25 protein-coding genes are annotated in these 23501 nt (G+C 41.9%); 10 read left to right on the top strand and 15 right to left on the bottom strand.

Annotated features, from left to right (window positions below):
• Both VB693_RS27025 and VB693_RS27020 read left to right on the top strand, forming a co-directional pair.
• Positions 1-269: hypothetical protein (locus tag VB693_RS27025; protein WP_323268932.1), on the top strand; the 269-nt coding region annotated here is incomplete at its 5' end.
• 144 nt (positions 270-413) lie between these two features.
• Entirely contained in the window at positions 414-617 is a 204-nt protein-coding gene (locus VB693_RS27020) for a hypothetical protein (protein WP_323268931.1), read from the top strand.
• A 45-nt stretch (positions 618-662) separates the two neighbouring features.
• On the opposite strand, the gene VB693_RS27015 is transcribed toward VB693_RS27020, so the two are convergent.
• From VB693_RS27015 to VB693_RS26995, 5 genes are all read right to left on the bottom strand, one after another.
• On the bottom strand, positions 663-959 hold the full coding sequence (locus VB693_RS27015) for a type II toxin-antitoxin system RelE/ParE family toxin (protein WP_323268930.1): 297 nt from the start codon (positions 957-959) through the stop codon (positions 663-665).
• Entirely contained in the window at positions 956-1186 is a 231-nt protein-coding gene (locus tag VB693_RS27010; protein ID WP_323268929.1) for an addiction module protein, read from the bottom strand. Before VB693_RS27010 ends, VB693_RS27015 begins: the two co-directional genes overlap by 4 nt.
• A 165-nt stretch (positions 1187-1351) precedes the next feature.
• Positions 1352-3448 (bottom strand): NAD(P)H-quinone oxidoreductase subunit 5, encoded by a 2097-nt coding sequence (locus VB693_RS27005; RefSeq protein WP_323268928.1) that lies wholly within the window; start codon positions 3446-3448, stop codon positions 1352-1354.
• Positions 3449-3848: 400 nt separating this feature from the next.
• A complete protein-coding gene (locus VB693_RS27000; protein ID WP_323268927.1) occupies positions 3849-4235 on the bottom strand; it encodes a thioredoxin family protein in 387 nt (128 codons plus the stop codon).
• Positions 4236-4613: 378 nt separating this feature from the next.
• Positions 4614-5330, bottom strand: coding sequence for an NnrU family protein (locus VB693_RS26995; RefSeq protein WP_190702403.1), 717 nt, complete (start codon positions 5328-5330; stop codon positions 4614-4616).
• Between the two features lie 196 nt (positions 5331-5526).
• Between VB693_RS26995 and VB693_RS26990 the strand changes: the two genes are divergently transcribed.
• The 3 genes from VB693_RS26990 to VB693_RS26980 all read left to right on the top strand — a co-directional run bounded on the left by VB693_RS26990 (position 5527) and on the right by VB693_RS26980 (position 9520).
• A complete protein-coding gene (locus VB693_RS26990; protein ID WP_190702406.1) occupies positions 5527-6540 on the top strand; it encodes a LysR family transcriptional regulator in 1014 nt (337 codons plus the stop codon).
• Positions 6541-6674: 134 nt separating this feature from the next.
• Complete coding sequence (locus tag VB693_RS26985) at positions 6675-8000, top strand: serine/threonine-protein kinase (protein WP_323268926.1); 1326 nt, start codon at positions 6675-6677, stop codon at positions 7998-8000.
• A gap of 119 nt (positions 8001-8119) precedes the next feature.
• Positions 8120-9520, top strand: coding sequence for an ABC transporter substrate-binding protein (locus VB693_RS26980; RefSeq protein ID WP_323268925.1), 1401 nt, complete (start codon positions 8120-8122; stop codon positions 9518-9520).
• Positions 9521-9778: 258 nt separating this feature from the next.
• On the opposite strand, the gene VB693_RS26975 is transcribed toward VB693_RS26980, so the two are convergent.
• Positions 9779-10537 carry a Crp/Fnr family transcriptional regulator gene (locus VB693_RS26975; RefSeq protein WP_190405605.1) on the bottom strand — a complete coding sequence of 253 codons (759 nt, stop codon included), beginning with the start codon at positions 10535-10537 and terminating at the stop codon, positions 9779-9781.
• Positions 10538-10881: 344 nt separating this feature from the next.
• Between VB693_RS26975 and VB693_RS26970 the strand changes: the two genes are divergently transcribed.
• Positions 10882-11712, top strand: coding sequence for a DALR anticodon-binding domain-containing protein (locus tag VB693_RS26970; protein ID WP_323268924.1), 831 nt, complete (start codon positions 10882-10884; stop codon positions 11710-11712).
• Positions 11713-12033: 321 nt separating this feature from the next.
• Here VB693_RS26970 and VB693_RS26965 read toward each other — a convergent pair whose 3' ends face one another.
• From VB693_RS26965 to VB693_RS26925, 9 genes are all read right to left on the bottom strand, one after another.
• Positions 12034-12870, bottom strand: a complete 837-nt coding sequence (locus VB693_RS26965) for an HAD family hydrolase (protein ID WP_323268923.1) — start codon at positions 12868-12870, stop codon at positions 12034-12036.
• Between the two features lie 74 nt (positions 12871-12944).
• Positions 12945-13508, bottom strand: coding sequence for a Uma2 family endonuclease (locus VB693_RS26960; RefSeq protein ID WP_323268922.1), 564 nt, complete (start codon positions 13506-13508; stop codon positions 12945-12947).
• A 10-nt stretch (positions 13509-13518) separates the two neighbouring features.
• On the bottom strand, positions 13519-14283 hold the full coding sequence (locus VB693_RS26955) for an ABC transporter ATP-binding protein (protein WP_323268921.1): 765 nt from the start codon (positions 14281-14283) through the stop codon (positions 13519-13521).
• Positions 14284-14286: 3 nt separating this feature from the next.
• On the bottom strand, positions 14287-14934 hold the full coding sequence (locus VB693_RS26950; RefSeq protein ID WP_323268920.1) for an energy-coupling factor transporter transmembrane protein EcfT: 648 nt from the start codon (positions 14932-14934) through the stop codon (positions 14287-14289).
• Positions 14935-15022: 88 nt separating this feature from the next.
• Positions 15023-15943: an energy-coupling factor ABC transporter permease gene (locus VB693_RS26945; protein ID WP_323268934.1), complete on the bottom strand. Its 921-nt coding sequence runs from the start codon at positions 15941-15943 to the stop codon at positions 15023-15025.
• Between the two features lie 364 nt (positions 15944-16307).
• Positions 16308-17132, bottom strand: a complete 825-nt coding sequence (locus VB693_RS26940) for an ABC transporter ATP-binding protein (protein WP_323268919.1) — start codon at positions 17130-17132, stop codon at positions 16308-16310.
• A 45-nt stretch (positions 17133-17177) separates the two neighbouring features.
• Positions 17178-17975 carry a cobalt ECF transporter T component CbiQ gene (gene cbiQ / locus VB693_RS26935; RefSeq protein WP_323268918.1) on the bottom strand — a complete coding sequence of 266 codons (798 nt, stop codon included), beginning with the start codon at positions 17973-17975 and terminating at the stop codon, positions 17178-17180.
• Complete coding sequence (locus tag VB693_RS26930) at positions 17972-18274, bottom strand: energy-coupling factor ABC transporter substrate-binding protein (RefSeq protein WP_323268917.1); 303 nt, start codon at positions 18272-18274, stop codon at positions 17972-17974. The genes cbiQ and VB693_RS26930 overlap by 4 nt, the downstream gene beginning before the upstream one ends.
• The gene (locus tag VB693_RS26925) at positions 18261-18995 is read right to left on the bottom strand and encodes an energy-coupling factor ABC transporter permease (RefSeq protein ID WP_323268933.1); all 735 of its coding nucleotides are present in this window, start codon (positions 18993-18995) and stop codon (positions 18261-18263) included. The genes VB693_RS26930 and VB693_RS26925 overlap by 14 nt, the downstream gene beginning before the upstream one ends.
• A 515-nt stretch (positions 18996-19510) precedes the next feature.
• Here VB693_RS26925 and VB693_RS26920 point away from each other — a divergent pair.
• The 4 genes from VB693_RS26920 (at position 19511) to VB693_RS26905 (ending at position 23303) form a co-directional block, all read left to right on the top strand.
• On the top strand, positions 19511-20527 hold the full coding sequence (locus VB693_RS26920) for a multicopper oxidase domain-containing protein (RefSeq protein WP_323268916.1): 1017 nt from the start codon (positions 19511-19513) through the stop codon (positions 20525-20527).
• Between the two features lie 9 nt (positions 20528-20536).
• A complete protein-coding gene (locus VB693_RS26915) occupies positions 20537-21565 on the top strand; it encodes a helix-hairpin-helix domain-containing protein (protein ID WP_323268915.1) in 1029 nt (342 codons plus the stop codon).
• 252 nt (positions 21566-21817) lie between these two features.
• Entirely contained in the window at positions 21818-22252 is a 435-nt protein-coding gene (locus VB693_RS26910; RefSeq protein ID WP_190702463.1) for a ferritin-like domain-containing protein, read from the top strand.
• 82 nt (positions 22253-22334) lie between these two features.
• Complete coding sequence (locus VB693_RS26905) at positions 22335-23303, top strand: FTR1 family protein (RefSeq protein ID WP_323268914.1); 969 nt, start codon at positions 22335-22337, stop codon at positions 23301-23303.
• Positions 23304-23501: the final 198 nt, after the last annotated feature.

Here is a 23501-nt window from a genome sequence, read left to right as displayed (position 1 = left end):
ATTCCCAAGCAGGGCGCTTTCCTGAAATTAAACCCCTCAATCCTGAAGACTCAAACTACACCATCGACAAAGGAAAACCAGGCGACCTCTGCCCAACCTGCGCCAAACAACAACTTGCACACCTTGGACACTGGCAAGGTCACAGAAATCAAAAATTCCCTGAAGAACTTCTATTATTGCGCTTGTTCAAGTGCCGGATGTGGCTATGGCTAGTTGTTCCAGGACTTCACGACCATGATGCAACCCAGCTTGTACCACAAAATCTATGAGAGGAGAGTGTTTAGAAGCGATGAAAACACACTCACACCTACAGCAACCCGGCAATAAAATTACAAATCTTGTCAAAAGCCAGCAAATAAGTTTCCGAGGCTTCCTGCTGGCTCTTGGCTCCCTAACAAAAGGAGACATTCACCATGATAAAACCAGTTATTGCCCAAAATCATCCTTGGGTGATAGTAAAAACTGTAGTGATTACCCAATCTCACACCGTCGCCCGTTTTGCTAACCGCCAAGATGCAGAAGACCATTTAAGATTTTTGCGTCGAACTATTCCCAATAGAGATTTTGAGATGATGTTTGAACCGCCAGATGATGTAAAAGAAGACTTGAATATTTAACAAAATTTAGGGGGTCTAAATCCCCTACTAATTGATTTCTGAATTCTATTCTCGACCAATCCAGTACACAGGCTTACGTTTGTGATGTGCTATGGCTAGAATCCGAATTAAATCATCATCAACAACACGGTATAGAAGTGAATAAGGAAATTTAGGCAGAATCAGCCGACGAACAAATCCTCGAACTACTACACCAGCAGCAGGATAACGTATAAGCAGATTGACTGCACTTTCTACTTCTGTCAAGTATTCTAGTCCAAGCCCCTGATTTTGTTCCTCGTAATAACTTGCGGCATCAACCAGTTCTTGCTCTGCCAATGGATGAAATACAATTCTTGTCATTGTAAAGATGCACGAACTCGTTGAAACACTTCTTCAGCTGGAATACCAGTAATTTGATTGGTATTCATAGCTTCATCACGCTTCTGGGCTTCTTCCGCCCAACTAGCTGCGATTTCTTGATCTATTCCACTTTCTTGACCCAATCTTTCCAGTAATCTTGCTAATAAAATCATTTGAGAATCTTTTGGAAGTGCAAGAATTTCGGCTTCAAGCTGTTCAAGGGTCATTGTGAGTACCTAAACTCTCTACTACAGTACCTCTTATTTTACTGGAAGTAAAAACCATAAAACCTCAACAGAGAACACTGCTGAAGAATTCAAGCCAAAAAAAAGGAGTCTAATATTAGACTCTTAAAAAACTTAGGGGCAGACGGCTGTCCACCCCAATAAAAATCAGGTGACACCGAAGAAAATAACTAAGCCCAAAACTGCCCCAAACACGATCAAGGCGTAGAATTGAACACGACCATTTTCTAGGTATTTTAGACCTTCACCACTAACGAGGGTGAAAAAGCCTGTGAGGTTAACTGCACCATCAACAACGCGGAAGTCTACTTCCATGACTTGTCTAGCTAGGCGGCGTAAACCCAGGACAAAGACACGGTGGTAGATGTCATCGAAATACCACTTGTTGAGGGATAGTTCGTAAAGTGGCTTGATTTTAGCAGCGATCGCAGCTGGGTCAATTTTACGCTGCAAATACATCAAAGAAGCCAAGGTAATCCCAATTAAGGAAATACCGACTGAACCACCCGCCATGACATAAAACTCATTGGGGTCGAACTCGGCGGCTTTTTCGAGAACTTCAGCCATGCTTTCTGTCGGGGAGAAGATAAACCGTTCAAAGTAATTGTTGTAGGGTGTACCTACTAAACCAATCAACATTGAAGGTATAGCCAACACTAGCAAGGGTAAGGTCATCGTCCAAGGCGACTCATGGGGAGAATGACTATGATGGCCGTGATCACCATGATGATCCCCTGTAGCTGCCAATTCTCCTTTTTTCATTGCCCCAGGGCCAAAGTTTGGTACTGGTGCTGCTGATGCTGAATCTAGTTCGAGAACAATTGTTGCTGCTTTCTTGAGCTTATTTTTGATTTTCTCGTCATTACCCCGGAATTTACCTTCAAATGTCGAGAAATACATTCTAAACATATAGAAAGCTGTAATTCCGGCAGTAATCCAGCCAATAAACCAGAGAAGTGGGTTAGCAGCATAAGCTGAACCGAGAATTTCATCCTTTGACCAGAAGCCAGCAAAGGGAGGAAGCCCAGAAATTGCCATGCAACCAATTAAGAATGTGAGTCCGGTAGCGGGCATATACTTCCGCAATCCACCCATTAAGCGCATATCTTGTGCCAATACTGGGTCATGACCTACGACACCTTCCATGCCGTGAATCACCGAACCAGAACCCAAGAACAACATCGCCTTGAAATAGGCGTGAGTCATCAGGTGAAACAAACCAGCACTGTACGCACCTACTCCCATGGCCATAACCATGTAGCCTAACTGGGAGATGGTGGAGTAAGCCAAACCCTTCTTGATGTCGTTTTGGGTCATGGCAATGGTAGCCCCCAAAAACGCCGTAAATGCCCCTGTAAAGGCAATCACGTTCATTGCGGCTGGAACGTGTTCAAAAACGGGGTACATCCGGGCAATCAGGAATACCCCAGCTGCCACCATTGTTGCGGCGTGGATTAAAGCAGAAATGGGGGTGGGGCCTTCCATTGCGTCTGGTAGCCAGACGTGTAGGGGAAATTGAGCGGATTTAGCAACTGGGCCGAGGAAAACTAAAATCGCAAACACAACTGCCAGGAAATTGCTCAATGAGCCTGTTTCTACCAGTTCTGCTAGGCGATCGCCCATCACGGTAAAATCGAAGCTGCCTGTAGCCCAAAATAGCCCCAGAATGCCGAGGAGTAGACCGAAGTCGCCGACGCGGTTGGTGACAAATGCTTTTTGGGCTGCATCTGCTGCTGACTTGCGATCGTACCAGAAGCCAACTAGCAAGTACGAACACATCCCCACTAGTTCCCAGAAGATATAAATCTGTACTAGGTTAGGGCTGATCACTAAACCCAACATTGATGAGCCAAACAAGCTGAGATAGGCGTAAAATCTCACATATCCTGGGTCATGAGCCATATAGCCATCAGTGTAAACCATGACTAAGAAGGCTACCGTTGTGACAATCACCAACATCAGGGATGTGAGGTTGTCGATAGTGTAGCCCATGCTCAAGTGGAAATTGCCTGCTGCTGCCCATTCTAGGGTGTGGAGATAGGTTGGGTGTCCTTGGAGTTGACTCCATAGCAAGGCAAGGGACAGACCCATCGCTGCGCCCATCAGGGAAATGATCAACACAGCATTTAGCTGCCGCAGGCGGTTTGTCGTCTCGTTAAACGAAATCAAGCCTAGACCGACTAGCATTGCCCCCAAAAGTGGCAATACCGGGATCAGCCAGGCGTATTGATAGATTACTTCCATCACTGACGGGTACTTTTAGGATTCTTGACTAACTTTGGACTCTACTGTACGGTCTTGCCGGCAGCAACTGTCCAGGTCGGAACTGTTAACAATTGTGACACACACCCTAGATGATAAAATACCCCACTCGAACACATTTGAGTGGGGTGTTAAGCATGGTTTTAGATTTAGGGACAAATTAATTCAAAATTCAAAATTCAAAATTCAAAATTAAATAAATACTGGGGACTGGGGACTGGGAATTTTAGATTTTGGATTTTGCGTTCGCGTAGCGTGTCGTAGACAAAATTTCCTACGACGGGAAACCCGCCTTAGGAAACTTTTTAAGACGGATTTTAGATTAAATCTCTATTCACAATCATCAATCCACAATCCACGCATTGAATTGCCCAATGCCCAATTAGGCTAAATGTAATTCTAATTCGGATGTTGTGACGCTACTGTAAGCTTTTGGACGATTACTGTAGTTGAGTTTAATTTCCTCTAAAGCTAGGCGTAAGTCATCTCTACCACGGAAACCTTCTAGACGATGCCGAATTATGCCATTTTCAATTAGCAGTAAGGTTGGCAGCGACTTGAGGCGATAGGTGTTAGATAGCTTGAAATTTTCATCCGCGTTAATCCCAACTAGCTTAATTTGATCACTACATTGAACTTGAAATTCCAGCAGTAAAGGGTGGATAATGCGACATAGTCCACACCAAGGTGCTTCAAAATTCACTAAAACCGGAACTGGAGATTCTAAAACTTCTTGAGTAAATGTCCGCTCACTAACCGACAACACCATGATGCCTCTAGAATTATAGGTTTTTATTATCAAACTAGCTATCAGCAGAAGAAGTTAGCAAGCTAGTCAACGCTTCGTAGCAGGTATTTTTCAAAATTGTTGTTGTTTCTGACACAAAAGTCAGCACGATTTTAACGGCAAAAATTAGGTTATTCAAGTCCTGGCAACTTCTTGCAGAAAGGGTGTTTTAAGTGCTGTGCTGTATACTCCCCAAAGAAAGTGATTGCTTAGTGACTTACGCATATAAAAATATGGAACCCAATGACCACACCCTGACTAACAGCTATTTCAATTAATTCTACATTGATTTGGTAGCAATTGATCAGGGGAATTTTTTCCTGGGTTAGTATTTTTTTGGGGATTGGGGATCAGTCAAAACTACCAATTTACCCTACTGGTCGCCATAATTAACAAGGGATGCGCCCACCAAAGTAATCCGATGAAAATAGCAACACCTAAGTAAGCAGGACGGACAAATTCCTGCCATTTAAGAGATTGACGACCATCAATAATTGCCGCGAAGGGCATGATAGACGTGCGTTGTTTCACAATTTCAAAGGCTTCGCCGTAGCGGTAGTGTAAGCGGCGATCGCCATGCCATACCCCAAATAAATGATGCAACACTAAGCCAATAGATGTCACTAGGGTAAAGCTAGTCCCTAACCACAGGGTATGGGCAATACACCAAATTATTTGCCCCACCATCTGGGGGTGACGGGTAATTCTGATCACACCTGTCTCATATAGATGTACTTGGGGCTTTTGAATAGCAGCAATTTCTAGTAGATTGAAGGTGGCAGGATATAAAAATAAGAATGAAATCGCTGACAATACCCAGACTGTGGCTTTTACCCCTGGTACACCCTGTAATTGCCAAAGTTGCGCTCCTTCATAACGGTGATTAAAAAAGTAAGTAATGACTATGACAGCCAACGGTAGACTAATTAATGCAAAAATAATGCGATAAAGCCTTGGCCCGATGCGCTTTTCTGCCCAAGGTCGCAAAGCTGCCCCTCCACTGTGGGCGATCGCAAAAATTAACAATAACCCCAGCATGACAAAATGACTCGGAGCTAACCAAGGATTCAAAATCATAAAAACAGGTAAAGTAATTTAAAGAAAAGTTAACGATATACAACCAATACCACAAAGTATTCAACAGGGGACTTGCGTCAAAATGTTGTGGTACTGTCTTTTTCCAGTCAAGCCTCTAGATTCAAAATGTAATCAATCGTGTCTATGATGATTGATTGCCAAAGTTGCTCCTTTCAAAGTTTGTGGGTTGAGCCTTATGTCTGACCTTCCATTCACTTTAGATCAGTTACGTATTCTCAAAGCGATCGCGGTAGAAGGGAGTTTCAAGCGCGCTGCTGATAGTCTCTATGTCTCCCAACCTGCTGTGAGTTTGCAAGTGCAGAACTTAGAACGGCAGTTGGATGTCCCCTTATTTGACCGTGGCGGACGACGCGCCCAATTAACCGAAGCAGGACATCTACTATTGAGCTACGGTGAAAAAATTCTCAGTTTGTGTCAGGAAACTTGCCGCGCTATTGAGGATTTACAAAATCTCCAAGGCGGTACTTTAATTGTTGGTGCTTCTCAAACCACTGGGACTTATCTACTGCCTAAAATGATTGGGATGTTCCGCCAAAAATATCCCGATGTCGCCGTCCAATTACACGTCCACTCGACTCGTCGCACTGCTTGGAGTGTAGCTAATGGTCAGGTAGATTTGGCAATTATTGGCGGTGAAATCCCCGGAGAACTAGCGGATTCTTTAGAAATTATTCCCTATGCCGAAGATGAATTGGCTCTGATTTTACCTGTATTTCATCCCTTTGCTAAACAAGAATCCATTCAAAAAGAAGACTTATATAAACTGCAATTCATTACTTTAGACTCCCAATCAACTATTCGCAAAGTCATCGATCAGGTACTAGTACGCTGCGAACTTGATAGCAGACGTTTTAAAATTGAAATGGAACTCAATTCCATCGAAGCAATTAAAAATGCTGTGCAGTCTGGTTTAGGTGCTGCCTTTGTCTCTACTAGTGCGATCGCTAAAGAATTGCAGATGGGTGTACTTCACCGTACCCCGATTGATGGTGTGGTTGTCAAACGCACACTATGGCTGATATGTAATCCTAATCGCTATAGATCCAAAGCGGCAGAAGCTTTCAGCCAAGAAATATTACCCCAGTTTGCTACCCCTGAATGGCATCAGGATATTTTTAACCTGTCACAAAAAAAACACATGGTCACTCCATTAGAAGCTGTGTTACCAATTTCTAATAATGAAGGTTAATCCTTCTCTATTGCTTTGAGGATACACAGCATTGACTACGAGGAATCAGGAAGAATCCCCCAGCTTTTGATAAAAACTACTAGCGTTAGCAATGTTTTTATAGCCGTGGGAGAGTACGTCAATACAAAAATACAATGGAAGTCTACTGCACTCGTCCAGCGTGTCAACGTCCACAAAATCATTGTCCCGATTTAGACGATACGACAATCAAAACCACACCGCAAAAATACTGTACTAGCTGCGGTATGCCATTGATGTTAGATGGTCGATACGTACCCGTAAAATTACTGGGTAAAGGGGGGTTTGGTGCCGCCTTCCTAGCACTTGATCGTCGATTTCCAGGGATGCGTCAGTGTGTAGTCAAACTGTTCCAACCTCCGAGTCATTTCACACCAGAACAACTAGAAGTAGCAGAAAAACTATTTGAAAGAGAAGCTAATGTCCTGGCTTACATAGGCGAAGAACACGATCAAATACCCCAGTTGTTCGCCTTTTTTCCGATGTTTGTTCCCAGTTTGCAACCAGGACAACAAGATCAGTTTTTTTACTTGGTACAAGAATATATTGATGGACAAAATCTAGAGGAAGAACTAGTTCAAAATGGTAAATTTTCTGAACAGCAAGCTTTAGAATTACTCCAAGAAAGTCTCAAAATCCTCAAATTTATCCACGATAAACAAATTATTCACCGAGACATCAAACCTTCCAATATTATGCGTCGTCGGGATGGTAAACTTTTTATCTTAGATTTTGGCGCAGTTAAACAAGTCACAACCGTCTCAGGTGTTGGTGCTGGTTCTTCTACAAGTATTTACACCCCTGGGTTTGCCGCACCTGAGCAAATAACTGGGAATCAGGTATTCAAATCTACAGACCTCTATGCTTTAGCGGCAACTGTTATTAACTTGTTAACAGAAAAAGAACCTACGCAACTCATTGATCCTCATAGCAATAGGTGGATATGGCAAAAGGAAGTTAGTATTAATAGTCACTTTGTTTATATTTTAAACAAAATGCTCTTGCCTGCTGCTGAAGACCGTTTTCAAACAGCTGATCAGGTACTCGCGGCGATTGATCAGTATTTGACATATGCAACATCCCCACCACAGCGAAAAGCAAATACTGCTTTCTCTACCTGGGAATTATTGACAGGCGCAGCATTTAGTGGCTTTGAAGGCGCATTAATGGCGATCGCTCTTTTTACTCTCACTCAATCACCCATAATTACTTTGAGTCTGGCAAGTGTAATTTTGGGTTTGCTAATATTTGCTCAAACTAAGCGGTGGATTAAAAAATTATATTTATTAATTATTACTGTAATTAGTTTTGTAATCGTACTGTTTATTCCAGGAATTAGCCCACTAGAACTTGTAGTGATATCAGTTGCAGGGGGTTTATTCGCGATCGCGGCTACATCCTTATTTCGACTAATTTATAAATTATTGTCTCAGTTCATTTAACAAAGTTGCTGTGGTTAGTAGGTAGTAAGAAGAATATTACTCAGCACTCAGCACTCACCACTGAGTGCGGTAAACTAAGTGAAATTATCAAAATTAATGTAACCAATTAAAACTCGTTCATGTCACAGAAGAATGAAACTACGGTTTTAGCGGTATCTCTGCTAACCACACTTGCGATTATGGGTGGAGGTGGTTGGTGGTTTAGTAAGCATCTAGGAACAGGTAATTCTGTCAATCCAAATCCTCCAGAGAAAAAAAATCTAACACTCCCAGAACGGATTAGTTTTGGCGAAAAAACTTTAATTACCGGTGACACTACTCCTGAAAAGCAAGCAGGGATAAACGCGATCGCTAATCGAAACTATAATCAAGCGATCATTAATTTGGAATCATCTCTAAGAGGTGCACCAAATGACCCAGAAGCATTGATATATCTAAATAATGCTCGTATTGGTTCTGCCAAAAGCTACACCATTGTTGTTTCTGCACCGCTACATACTAACAAAGATCCTGCTTTAGAACTTTTACGAGGTGTCGCTCAAGCTCAAAATGAAATTAATGCTGGTGACAAAATTCAAGGCGTTTTTCTGAAAGTGGGGATAGCCAGTGATGACGACAAACCAGAAGTAGCCAAAGAAGTTGCTACTAGTTTAGTCAACAATCCCCAAGTGTTAGGTGTCGTCGGACATTTTGGTAGTGACACTTCCATAGCAGCAGGTACGGTCTATAATTCTGGACAACTTGTCGCCATTTCCCCCACTAGCACTTCTGTGCAAATTTCTAACTCTAGCCCCTACATTTTCCGCACAGTCCCCAGTGATTTTATCGCGGCCAGAGCTTTAGCTAATTACATGATAAACACATTGCAAAAAAGAAAAGCAGTGGTTTTCTTTAATTCCAAAAGTAATTATAGCCAATCTTTAAAGGCTGAGTTTGTTACTTCTGTTGGCTTACAGGGTGGAGACGTATCTGATGAATTTGATTTATCCGATGTGAATTTTAATGCGGCTCAAAGCTTACAACAGGCTAATCAACAAGGTGCAGAAGTGGTAATGTTAGCAGCTAACACCGCAACTCTAGATCCAGCTTTAAAAGTAATTGAAATTAACCAGGGTAGGCTGACTCTATTGGGGGGAGATAGCCTTTACTCTAACAAGATTTTAGCAGAGGGTCAGGCTCAAACCGTAGGGATGGTAGTGGCTGCTCCCTGGCATATTGCTGGTAATCCCCAAGCTATTTTCCCTTCCCAATCCCGGAATTTATGGAAGGGGGATGTCAGCTGGCGGACGGCAATGTCTTATGATGCTACCGTAGCTTTGAGCGCGGCACTCAAGCGCAATCCCACACGTGCAGGTGTCCAGCAAGCCCTGTCAGCCCCTGATTTTACTGCTAATGGTGCTTCTGGTGTGGTGCGGTTTTTGCGTTCCGGCGATCGCAATACCTCAGTTCAACTGGTAAAAATAGTTCCCGCTTCTCCTTCTCGTTCTGGTACTGGGTTTGATTTTGAACCAGTACGATAATTAGCTGATAGTTGTTGATCGATGCCCATTTTAGATGCGACATGTACCAAGATTGCCCGATGACACAATCTGTTTGTGGTGGTCAAACAGATTGGGTTGACTGAGCAGTAAGTGAATGTTGCTGGCGGCGACTTACTGCTGACTGATCGGGGGTAGGAACTATCTCACTAGAGTTGACCGTTACAATTAACCGACATCTGCTAAACAGAGCGGCAGTTCCTAACCGTAGATGCCCTAACGACGATGAATCAGGCTTTCTTAGCTGGCTCTATTAATCGACTCTGCTGGCAGGCAAATCAGATTATCCCCTTGGGTAAGAATTAAGCCACGTTGACGCAGTTTGCCCATCAAGCGGGTAACAGTTACGCGGGTTGAACCAATTGCGCTACCGATTTGGGCATGAGTAAGGGGGAAAGGTAGGCAATAGCCACGAATTACATCGGGATCGGTATCGCTCATCGCAGGCTCTCCATATTCCTCAATCAACAAAGTGAGGAATCCAAGGAGTCTGTCAATTGTACGGCGTTGTCCCAAAGCACTCAGCCATAGAAGTTTACGCTGGTGCTGGTATCTGAAAGCATCCATGACTTCACGACGGAAGTGAGGCCAATTGTCTAGATCGTGCCAGTACATCCACAACACTGCTGTTTGATCAACGTGAGCATAAGATTGCAGGGTAAATGGTGACTGAGCCACAATTTCAAATGGCTGTCCTGCGCCAACAAAACCTAAGAAAGCTTCTTCTGGAGTTCTGTTGATGCGTCGAGAAGTTAACTGACTCGCGGTAGCACTCACTTGGGCAGTTCCTACCATGCGGATTGCACCCCTTTGAACCAAATACAGCAATCCAGGACGGGCTGGAATTCGCTCATCTTTGCTAAAGGTGCGGCAGCGATAGTGTTCTTGAGCCCAGTCAAGAATACGTTGCCAAGTCAGAAAAGGGCGTGATGCCTCAGAAAAAGAAGATGGAGATTGCATAGGTAACAAAGAGCGTTCGGCTGAAGACAAAGACGACATAAAAAAGGTGCAAGGAGTGTCTTTGTGTATTTGAAGTAGGCCTAACGCCTAACAGCGTCAGCCATCAAAAAAGTAGAGAGCAATTTGCGCCCTACTATTTTGTTATACTTCCTACTGTACAATGATGGTAGTAAAGTTTACATATTATTCATCTAATATTTATGAAATTTTATGCTAATCTCATTTTTCTTTGTTTAGAAAAATTTTATATCTAAAGACTGATGACGGTTACTCCAGTGTTTTTCGCCACAAAGTCTTTGAGGAAAATATCAGTGTTATAGATTCTACTAGTGAGTAAAAATACGGCTATTAAGAATTTAATATACAGCTATTTGCTGTCTGGAATGAATTTTTATCTTACTCAAGGGAATGAAAAGCACATAATATCTGGAAGAATACCTCTATATCAGGGTAGAGATATTAATCGAGTTTTGTATATTTCTGGTGTGGCGTTGCGGCTAGCAAAATCTCATAATTCAGTACCTTGGGAGATAGCCAATGCGATCGCTTTTCACATAGCAGATAACTGTGGTGAAGCATTGATAGTACAAATAGTTGCCCCTGGTTTGATTCACATAGAATTAACACATGATTTGTTAGCAGATTGGTTACAAAGTGTCGCCGTTGGGGAATCAAAGAGTAGTTTAAATTTCATCGGTATCAAGTCACCACTTCCAGACAAAGGTGAAAGAGTAAAAAGTCACAATCCATCACGCTTATTTAGCATTCAGTATGCCCATGCACGCTGCTATTCGTTGATATTACTGGCTCATCGTGAAGGCTTGATAGAATTGCAAGAACCACTATCAACAAGTAGCGAAAGCTGGCATTTAGGAAGTTTAGTAGTAACAGAAGCATTACCTTGGCTCAATAGCGATGATCGCCAATTACGCCTGCATCACCTGGCCGAGAGTCATTTAATTATGCAATTAGTGAAAGCAGTAGATGAATTAGAGTGTGCTGAGGATGCTGGCTCAGTTAACTGGGAAAAAATAGGATGGGATTTGAGTCAAGCTTTTGAGGCTTTTTGGTGTCAATGTCGCATTTGGGGTGAGGTGAAAACTAACTCACCAGAACTCGCTCAAGCCAGATTGGGATTAATAATGGCTACTCAATCTGTTTTAAGGTTTTTATTGATAGTCAAATTAGGGGCTACTGCACCAGTTGAGTTGTGAAGGGAGGAGGGGCAGGGGGCAGATGGGACAAGGGGACAAGGGGACAAGGGGACAAGGTAGATCCCATGCTCCATGCCCCAAAATTCCTTAATTTTGAATTCCTTAATTTTGAATTTTGAATTTTGAATTTTGAATTGATATGTCCATCCTTCAGGATCAAAACTTTTCTAACTAGGTATTGACGGATTTATCGACCTCAGTTATAGTAACAGGTGTGTGAGGAGCGAACCAGCAAGAACACCGAGACGAAACACGGCCAGTCGTCGGTGTTCTTTCTGATTTTAGGGGTTTTTAGATTAATCTAAACTTTACTGACCATCCTCAAGCAAGTAAAAATTTTTCAATCGCGGTTGCTGCGCCATCAACCTCTACACTAGGAGCAACCCAATCAGCGATCGCCTGCACACCATCAGGGGCATTCCCCATAGCTACACCAATCCCGGCATATTCCAGCATTTCTAAGTCATTGAAGTTATCGCCGATAGTCATAACGTTGTGACTTTGTAAGCCTAATATTTCTTCTGCTAGGTAACGGACAGCATTACCCTTATTGACAACAGCGTTAGTTGCTTCAAAGAAGGTAGCAACAGAGGTTGTCATGTATAGTTCAGCCGGCGTGTATTGGCGGCGTAAATTCCCTAATAAATCTGTGATGACAGATATATCATCACACAAGGCTAAAATCTTTGTGGGTTCATTGGAGAGAGTTTGGCGTAAATCTCCTACAGCTATAGGAGTAATGCCAGAACGTGCAGCATAGGTTTGAGTTTCTGGGGTTAGTTCCCGCACATAAAGCTGATCATTGATGTAGAAGTGAACAGAGAGGAGCGATCGCAATGCTGGCTGTTCAAAATAGTCTAGTAGTTGCTCGGCAATATCTCTAGCTACTGGTGAATGTTGATGAATTTTTTGGCTAGCTGGATCTTGAATCCACGCTCCCTGATAGGCCATGAGTGGCAAAGTAGAATTTACATCTTGGTGAAAGCGTAACGCCGAGCGATACATTCTCCCAGTGGCGATCGCTACCGGAATCCCTTTGGCTTGGACGGCGGCGATCGCTTGTTTGACAGCTTGACTAACTGTGTTCGATTCTCCCGAAATTGTGCCGTCTATATCTACAACTAGTAATTTAATCTCTTGGGCTGGTGCGCTTTGCATAAATTCCCCAGGTTTCAACTCTCAGTTAGAGGGTATCAGACTCTAGGAGCATCTTAAATGTTTGATTTTTCTATTCAGTTGTATCTTGGGAAACCGATGAGACTTTGAACTTTGATAGATACATCAGGAAAGGCTAGGGGTGAAATAGTGTTTGTGGTTAGTGTTAGTTCGGTTGTGTATTGTCGATGTTTGAGGTCGCGGAATACTTGTAACTGGGGAGTCTTGAGATTGACAACCCAGTATTCAATAATGCCAGCCTCCGCATAAATTGCTTTTTTCTCACCTAAATCTTTGCTCAGGGTGGCTTTAGAAAATTCCATCACCCAAAATATGTTTTCGGGGTAGGGATGATGTTCTAGGTAGATTTCGCCTAAAGGTTTGACAATGGCAATATCGGGGGCTGGTTCGGAATCATTGGGTAAGGTGATGGGTTTAGCATCGCGGATTTTTACCCGTTCACCTAGTAGCGTACGGAGATAATCGGCGGCTTCTGTGTTGTAGTAGGCGTGAGGTTCACGTTCTGGGGGTATTACAATAAGGTCGCCGCGTAATAACTCTATAGGTTGGGCGTCAAAAATCCCGGCTTCTATTGCTCGGTGATAGCGTTCAATTGTCCATTTATAGGTAATTACTGTCATGACACTTAGATCACCAATCTATTGGCAAACCGAACTGTTCTAAGATTTCCCCGTCTTGCAAAAGTGGCTGAATCTCACTGTCAATTGCGATGCGACCACCAGATAGTACCAAGGCTCTATCAGTCACTTTTCCTAACCAATGTAATTCATGGGAAGCAATTAATATGACTTGCACTGGTAAATTTAATAACACTTGTGCCAAGTGTCGCCGCCATGCGGGATCTAGTCCAGTGGTTGGCTCATCTAAAATCAAAATTGTTGGTTCTAATGCCAAGATAGCGGCGAGGGCGGCTAGTCGTCTTTGTCCCCCTGATAATTCATGGGCGGAACGGTTGGCGTAGGCTGCTAGACCAAAATCTGCTAATAATTGGCGGGCGCGATCGCTGGCTATGGCTGCTGGTACACCGTAGTTGCGTGGCCCAAAAGTAATATCTTCGAGGATGGTGGGCATAAATAATTGGTCGTTGGCATCTTGAAAGCCAAAACCAATGTATCGCCGGACTTGGGGTAAGGTTTTTGGTTCTATGGGGATGCCATTAATCAAAATTTTTCCAGATTTTGGCTCTTTCAAACCAATAAGATTTTCTAGCAAGGTACTTTTACCAGAACCAGTTGCACCCATTAACGCCACGCGATCGCCAATGTTCAAGGTAAAAGTAATATCTTGTAAGACTGGTTCTTGGTGCGGATAGGCATACACCAAGTTTTTTACCTCAACTATGCCAGTGTGGGGATTACGGGCGGAAGTGTGGGGGTTAGAAGTTAAAGATTTCAAGATTCACAATTTAATATAGGAACTGAGGGTAAAACAAAGAGCGATCGCCCAAGCCATCAGGAGAATAAAACGCTCTTTAATTCTAAATGTGAAATCTATGGGTAATTGTCCGTTGTAACCGCGAATCACCATTGCACCATAGACTCGTTCGGCTCGATCCAAACTGCGGAGATACAAACTTCCAATCATGGCTGCACTGGCGTAGCGCAGCCAGCCAGATGTACCATTCAGACCTCGTAGTTGTGCGCTGCGCTGCATCCGTTTGACTTCTGCTAGTAATATTTCTAAATATTGCCCAGCCAGGAGTAAATTTTCTTTAATAGCTATCGGTACAGGTAAACTCTTGAGAGCAATACCGAAACTGTGGGGGGGTAATGTTAATAAAAAACTATTCATGACGATGAGACAGACAAGAGAACGAACTAAGAGAAAACTGGCTCGTTCCCAACCCAAGGGTAATGCAACTAGAGATAAGAAAATTAACTCTGTGCCTAGCAATCCTCCCATGTGGCGAATTGGTGGACGTAAAAATGCTAGCCAAAAAATAGCGATCGCACCATATACAGCCAGCCAATACCAAGCATGATGCTTTAATAAAGCTGTCCCAACGACAATCACTAGAGATAGATGCAACCGTAACGGCAAAGCCATAGTCAATTCAAAATTCCCAATTTAAGACGTATCAGATTAACTCTTTCCCTTTCACCTGTCTCCTGTCCCCTGTCACCTGTCACCTAAATTAAGCATTCTTCGGGCGTACTACTTTAGCAATCCCAAAAGCCACAGCAAAACAAACCGCCGCACCCAAAAGCCCAGCGATACTTGTACCAATCAAACCCAAACCTTCAATTCCATAGTCTGCTAAGGGTGTGGGTACAGCTACCCGGACTTGTTCAGCTAAGTTAATAAAGCCCAAGTCTTCGGCTACTTTTTCTAAGCCATCAGGCCAGGCTGAGGCTAGCAGTGATAGTACACCAGCCACTAAGACAATGCTAACGACAGGAACGACCCATCCGCGAATCTCTTCCTGTTCTCCTGGTAGTAAATCTGGTCTGGCTTGGGCTAGGTAAGTCAACACACCGCCTGTAATTAACCCTTCACCAACACCAATCAAAATATGAACACCAGCCATCGCAGGTAAAACGGCTATGGATGCAGTTCCAGACAGCAGTAATTCAATTGCACAAGCTATAGCTGCTACTACGACACTGACACCAGCAGCAATCCCAGCCGCTAAGGGTAAACGCCCTTTAGAACCTCCCAATAGCCTTTGTAAAGTTTGGGTCAATATCCAGCCTACCCAAACCCCAATCACTGCCATGTTGAAGATATTAGCTCCCAAGGCTGTGATCCCACCATCGGCGAATAACACAGCTTGGATAATTAAGACTGTCGCGATGCAAAGCATTCCCGCCCAAGGACTACCCAAAATGATCGCCGCTAAAGTTCCCCCCAATAAGTGACCACTTGTACCCCCTGCAACAGGGAAATTAATCATCTGCGCCGCAAAAATAAAGGCAGTAGTTAAGCCTAGTATCGGGGCGCGACGGATACCAAATGCCTGCTGCGATCGCTCACAGGCAACAAACAGTGCTACGAAACTCGCTAAACCAGTAGCACCAGCCACCGGTACAGAAACAAATCCATCAGGTATGTGCATAATATGCCCTGTATTGAGAGTATTATTTTGCACTTATTTAAATTGTGCAACTTTAGACATCAAATTAATAAAAAACAATATTTTTCACTTATTTTCAATGCCCTATTGGGGGATTTTATCCTGTTACCTAGGGAAGATGGGCAATAAAATACACGTCAAATAATGTACTTGTTTGGCAAGTTGTTAATTTTTATTGATTTTGCTGGCACAATCATTGTTAATTAGTTGATGAATATCGGGTTTATACAGATATTTAAGAAATTATAAAAGTCAAGAAATGCTTAACTAAGCGTTTTTTACCACAGAGACACACACGTAGAGTAAAAATGTATTAATAATTTTTCTCTCTGGATGAATATAATAACTAAAGCAGTATATTTAAGATTTTTTGGCGAAACTGCTCTAAAACTAACTCCTCTGGAATGATTCCTTCAGAAAATAATATGTCATAGATGAGTGGTAAACCTAACTGTAGCTGTTCGAGAATATCTCGTTGGGCGAATAACTCCTGTGGTTGTCCTTCTAAAACTAATTTGCCTTCATCCATGACAAAAATCCAATCTGCCCAACTATAAACAAAGTCTAAATCATGGGTTGCCATGAGTATAGTTGTACCTGATGTATGAATCTTTTTAAGGATAGCGATTAAATTGCGAGTTTGTGGTCTATCTAGATACGCAGTTGGTTCATCTAGTAATAGCAATTCTGGCTTTAATACCATGACATCAGCTAAAGAAACACGCTTTTTTTGCCCTAAACTTAAATGATGTACTGGCCTTTGGGCTAATTCAGTTAGTTCAAATTCAATCAACGCTTGCTCTACTCTTTGTTGAATTTCAACTGTTGGTAATCCTAAGTTACATAAACCATAGGAGATATCTTCTTCAACGGTAGAGGCTACTAGTTGCTGTTCTGGATTCTGAAATATTAGCCCAATTTTTTGACGCAAGCTCATCAGCGAACGACGGTCATATTCTAAAGGCTGACCTTGCCAAGATATCACACCTTTTTGGGGTTTATATAAACCGTTAGCCAATAAAAATAGTGTGGTTTTACCACAACCATTTTTACCAATTAATGCACATTTTTTTCCTGAAGGTATCCGCAGCGTGATGCCATTTAATGCTGATTGTTGTGTACCAGGATAACTATAGTATACCTGCTGGAATTCCAGTAATGATTGCTGCATAATCTAATGATTTTTATCAATGCTCGCTGTCAGCTTGCCAATTTTTTATAAAAAAGCTATTTTCCATTCTAATTCTAATAAGATTAAACATCCCAGAATTGCTTCCATTGCGTACCGCTTGGATAGATAATAGCGATAGGAATGCCAAACTTGAAATTCGCCGTTAAACCCCCGTGATTCAAGGCTTAGAGAAACTTGGCGATATTTTTCTAGGGTACGTTGAAATAATTGTCCAATTAATAGAGATAAACTCTTCATGCTCAGACTAAAAGTGCGGTAGCCACTACGAGATTGTTGTGCTATCCATAACTCTGAGGCTGTATTTAACAGGACAAAAATAAACCGATACATTAGTAACAATAAGTCCGTGATGAGTACGGGTAAACCTACCCGTCTTAAAGTTTGTAATAAGTCAGTAAAGGGGATAGTTAACATCACAAAATACAAGCAAGAAATAGAAGCGATCGCTCGCGTTAAAATTCTCAATCCTTGCTCAACGCCGTGACTGCTAATATACAAATAATAAGAACCAAAATTAAAGCCAGTAATAGCATCATTTTGAATTAAATTTAATTGGTTAATCTCTACACCATTAATTACTAAAGCGGGTAAACTTGTTAGCCAAAAAAGAATCGGTATATAGACTAATTTAAGATAAATTTTTGTGGGAATACCTGCATAAAATATTGTCCAGATGCTCATCCAAACCGCAATTAGGATTTGCACTGGTGGATGAGCAAAATTGGAGATAATCAGTAAGGCGATCGCAAATAGTAATTTCTGCTCTGGTGCTAACCGCCGTAATTTATTCGTGTAAGCCAGTGTATCTATTTGCAGGCTCATTCCTTATTCCTTTGCTGCTGGGAACGTCCCTTATATAAACCGATTGCGTAACCAATAATCCCTGCGCCTAAAGCAGCTTGTGAGCTAAATAATAAACTTTCTATTTCCTTACTAGCTGGTTCAAATAAAGGTTTAAACCAAGGTTGATATCCAGGGTTGATTTCCCCAATCGCCTCTTGCGCTTGACCATCTGCACCTGTAAATTCTGCTCCACGTAAAAATATTAAAGGCGTGACTGATAAAACAATCACTCCCAGCAATAACAGCCAGTTACTGATTCCTTGTTTAGATTGATTCATGGGGTTGACGCTTAATTAATTTCAATAGTTCTAATTCTTGAGGACTGTAGGATTGTAACCAGTTCCACACCAATACCGTTAGCAATCCTTCACTAATAGCTAAGGGGACTTGGGTAATAGCGAAAATTCCCGCAAATTTAGCGAAAGAGGCCAGAAATCCCCCCACAGGTGCAGGGAAAGCTAGCGCAAGCTGCACAGAAGTAACAATGTAAGTGAGCAAATTTGCTAAAGCGGTGGCTAAAAAGATGGAAATTTTCTGCTTACCACTTAACCTGAGTGTCAAATGATAAATCCAGTAAGCCGCAAAAGGGCCAGCGATCGCCATTGAAAAGGCATTTGCTCCCAATGTCGTTAAACCACCATGAGCCAACAGCAATGCTTGAAACAACAAAACTAGCGTTCCTAACACCGACATAGCCAAAGGGCCAAATAACACAGCACCCAACCCTGTACCTGTAGGGTGAGAGCAACTACCAGTCACAGATGGCAATTTTAATGCTGATAAGACAAAAGTAAAAGCTCCCGCCAAGGCTAAGAGTAATTTTAATTCTGGGTTAGCTTGAGTGATGCGAGTTAGCGATCGCACCCCTAAAACCATGAACGGTAAAGCCACCAACCACCAGAAAATTGCCCATCCTGCTGGTAAATAACCCTCCATAATGTGCATCCCATAAGCCGGTTTAGATGCACTCACCACTAGATAAAAACTCAAAACTCCCATCAAGATGAGCGAGGCGCGTTTTGATGTGAGAACCATTCTCAGCACACTTTATACCTCAAAAATTTTAGTTAAAAAAAACAGTTTAAACCAGCATATACCCTAGCCAAGCATTCACAAGTAAAAATTAAAAATTCCAGACAATTCCTCATTTCATGAATGACAATTCAAATAAAATTAGTGCATTAAAGCTTACCAAGAGTATTTAATGCTTCCATACTCTTGCTTACCTGACTGGAACTATAAAGATAGCCAAACTATCAAATATTTACCCGAATCATTTCTATTTTTTGTTATAATTAATACATTTGAATAAGGATATTTCCGTAAAACATTTAATTAATAAAAAATTTCACGCATAAATATTTGTAACTATATTATCTAAAAAACTCTCCGCATACCTCCGCGTTAAAAATTTCGCCTCAATCTCTTGAGAATTATTGACAATAAATCTTAAGTCCTATACTATACACAACTGTAGTTGAAAATAGTTTGCAACTTGATTGTATTGGAATTTCATGCCCAATAACTTCACCCTGGGTAACAAAGAACTTTGGAGTCGTCGCCAATTTTTAAAACTGGGGTTGTGTGGTGCTGGCGTAGTAGGTGCAACTGCGCTAGTGCATACCCTTAATAGCAAAAGTCAGTCAATAGTCAAAATACCATCAATGGAAATGGATGACTCTGACAATGTGGCGCACCCCATGAAAATGCTCCGAGAGTTTGATTATGGAACTATCAAGCAAGAAAATGGGCGTACTATCCGAGAATTCCAATTAACTGCGGGTACTTCTGTTATTGAACTCAATAGTGCGGTATCTTACAACATCTGGGATTTAAACGATCGCATTCCAGGGCCAACGCTGCGAGCTAAACAAGGCGATCGCATCAGGATATTATTTCTGAATAAAGCGGGACATTCCCACTCTTTGCATTTTCACGGCGTTCATCCGGCGGATATGGATGGAGTGCGTCCCGTAAGTAATGGTAGCGCAACCATTTACGAATTTGATGCTGAACCCTACGGCGTTCACCTCTACCACTGTCACATTGAACCAGTGACTCGTCACATCGCCAAGGGGTTATACGGGATGTTTATCATTGATCCCCCCACACCTCGTCCCCCGGCTGATGAAATAGTGTTAGTGATGGCTGGGTATGACGTAAATGATGATAACCGTAATGAATATTACGCTTTCAACGGGCTACCGCATCACTATATGCACCATCCCATCCAGATTTACCAAAATCAGTTAATTCGCTTGTATGTCCTGAATATTATTGAATTTGATCCGGCGGTAACGTTTCACCTCCACGCCAACTTTTTTGATGTGTATCGTTCTGGGATGACAATGACACCCAGCGAAAAAACCGATGTGATCACAATGGGTGTCGCAGAAAGGCATATTTTAGAGTTTGCATTTCGCTATCCCGGTAAGTATATGTTCCATCCCCATCAAGATGCGATCGCCGAAAATGGCTGCATGGGTCAATTTAAAGTTATCACTAACAATTCTCAAAGTTTTTCTACTTAAATCAATATCATGATCAAACCCCGCTATATCTGTTTAGCCGTTGCTGCTTGTGCAATCGTTTCCCTGAGTTCTTGTACTGGAGGTACACAAACAGCAGATAATACCCAGCCAGTTGTTACTAGCCAGGCAACAGAGACCATAACCCACAGTAGCCATAGTGGGAAAGCAAGAATTAATATCAATACTGCTATCTTGTCAGAGTTAGATAAATTTGAAGCTAAGTTGGGCGTTCCAGCATTATCAAACAAGATTCAAGCTAGCCGTCCCTATGGAAGTCCTGAAGATTTAGTCAGTAAAAAAGTCATAACTCAGGAACAGTTCGACCAAATTAAAGACATCGTGACTGTTCAAGAAGTCGTGTTAACAGGTGAAGCCAAAGATGTTGACTACATGACCAAAATGGGTTTAATGAAAGGTCATCTTTTAGTAGCCCAAGAACTGCTGGATAATAATCAAGCAAAACAGGCTGAACCGCATATTGGACACCCAGTAGAAGAGATTTACATTGATGTTGAAGAGCAACTCAATGAACGCCAAGTCAAAGAATTTAAGACAACTTTGGTGGGTTTACAAGAATTAGTGAAATCTAACCCTAAGAATGCCAAAGTCAAGACTAATTTTACCGCCTCCGTGGAAGCAGTAGACGGAGCGATCGCCGCTTTACCAGAAGCGCAACGTACCAAACCTGGTTTTGTCTTGCAAGTGATTAACAGCTTATTGGATGCAGCCAACTCCGAATATGGGGCGGCGATCGCCAATGGTAAAATCGCAGAAGCAATTGAATATCAAGACTCTCGTGGCTTTGTCATCTACGCCCAAGAACTATATAAAGGAATTGCTACTCAAGTAGAACAAAGCAATCCCGAAGCACACAAAGCCATTGAAACTAGTTTTACTGAACTAACGAAAGTTTGGCCTAGCGTTATTCCACCCACTCAACCCGTAAAAACACCGGATGAAGTGACTCAGATGGTGAGAACGATTGAACTCAACGCGCAAAAAGTTATTGATCAATCTAGCACCAAAGCACAAAGATAGTATTGTGAAGTACTATAAGCCACAAACTAAGGAGTTTAAAATGAGTGAGCAGTAAGGTGATTTTTAAAAGTTAAAACTAGACTTTTAAACCTGTAAAACCAATTCTCCAAAATTCAGCAACAGATCCTTTCCTCAGTAACTCTGGTAAAATCTGGCTTTCTTCCCTGCGGGACGCTACGCGAAAATTTTGAATTTTGAATTGGTATAACTCCTTACTCATAACTCTCCCTTCGTAATTGTAATTAACGACTAATGCAAGAGCTTGATCAAAAAAAGACAATCGACTTATTAAACGCCATCATGGAATTTGAACTCGCAGGAGTAGTGCGCTACACACACTATTCCCTGATGGTGACAGGCCCTAATCGTATTCCTATTGTGGCTTTCTTCAAAGCTCAAGCTAGCGAATCCTTACTTCATGCTCAACAAGTAGGAGAAATTCTCACAGGATTAGATGGACATCCAACCTTGAGAATCACTCCAATGGAAGAATCTTTTAAGCATTCTGTCAAGAATATCTTAGAAGAGAGCTTAAATCACGAAAGAAAAGCATTGGAAATGTATAAAGCTCTGCTGGATACTGTTGCTAATGCTAGTATTTATCTGGAAGAGTTTGCCCGTAACATGATTGGGCAGGAAGAGATGCATAATCTTGAACTGAAAAAGATGCTGCGCGACTTCAGTTAATAGTAAATAGTCCATAGTTTTTAGTCAACTATCTGTTGCACTAAAAACTATGGAATGAACAAAGACTAAATGACTAATCAAAATGAATTTTAGTACTGCTCTACCTACTTTTGTAATTACACTCCGCGAAGGCGTAGAAGCCGCTTTAGTTGTTGGTATTGTGTTGGCATTATTGAAAAAAGCTAAACAGTCACGCCTCAACATTTGGGTATATGCTGGTATTGGCGTTGGTATCGTTATCAGTGCGTTGATTGGTGTGCTATTCAGTTGGTTAATTAAAGCTATCGGCGCAGCAAATCCCCAATATACCCCTGTAGTTGAACCAATGCTAGAAGGTGTGTTTAGCGTACTGGCGATCGCCATGCTCAGTTGGATGTTAATCTGGATGACGAAGCAAGCCAGATTCGTGAAAGCCCAAGTTGAAGGAGCAGTCACCGACGCTTTAGGCAAAAACTCAAATGCAGCTTGGGGCGTTTTTAGTTTAATTTTGATTGCTGTTGTTCGTGAAGGCTTTGAAACAGTTCTATTTATCGCCGCCAATTTTCAACAAGGACTAATACCCACAATTGGCGCACTTGCAGGGTTGGCTACAGCCGCCGCAATCGGTGTATTGTTATTTAAACTAGGTGTCAAAATTAATATCCGTCAATTCTTCCAGGTGATGGGTGTTTTATTAGTATTGATTGTTGCTGGTTTAGTAGTTTCTACATTAAAGCATTTTGATGACGCTGTAGCGAACCTAGCTCTGAGCAATCGCGCCTCAGAAAGTTTGTGTTTTTATTACGAACACTTTACCAAAATCCATTCTTGTATTTTGGGGCCAATGGTTTGGAATACCAACAGCATACTGCCAGATCAACAATTCCCTGGTATAATTCTCAAATCTTTATTTGGCTATAGAGAACATCTCTATTTAGTGCAAGCCATAGGATATGTTGTATTTTTACTCACTGTTGGTGGTCTATATTTCCGTAGCTTAACTGGGGGTTCTATTAAATCTAATCAAAATATCTCAATTGACCGAAAATCAGTTAGTTCTGTGAAAGATTGAAAATCACGAAATCATTGAAATATTAATCGTAGAGATGCAATTAATCACGTCTTTAAAAAGCAAGTTTCTCCTCCTTTGTCTTAATAACAAAAACTAAAGTCCTAACTAAGTAGGTAGGTTTAATCAAGCTTCACCCTCAAGCCCTCTCATCAGTAAGTCCGGGTGAAGTTTCATATTCAATTTGACCCGCTTACTTAT

Origin of the sequence: Anabaena sp. UHCC 0399, assembly GCF_034931465.1 — a bacterium.
Lineage (GTDB): Bacteria > Cyanobacteriota > Cyanobacteriia > Cyanobacteriales > Nostocaceae > Trichormus > Trichormus minutissimus.
This window is presented reverse-complemented; position numbering and strand designations above follow the sequence as displayed.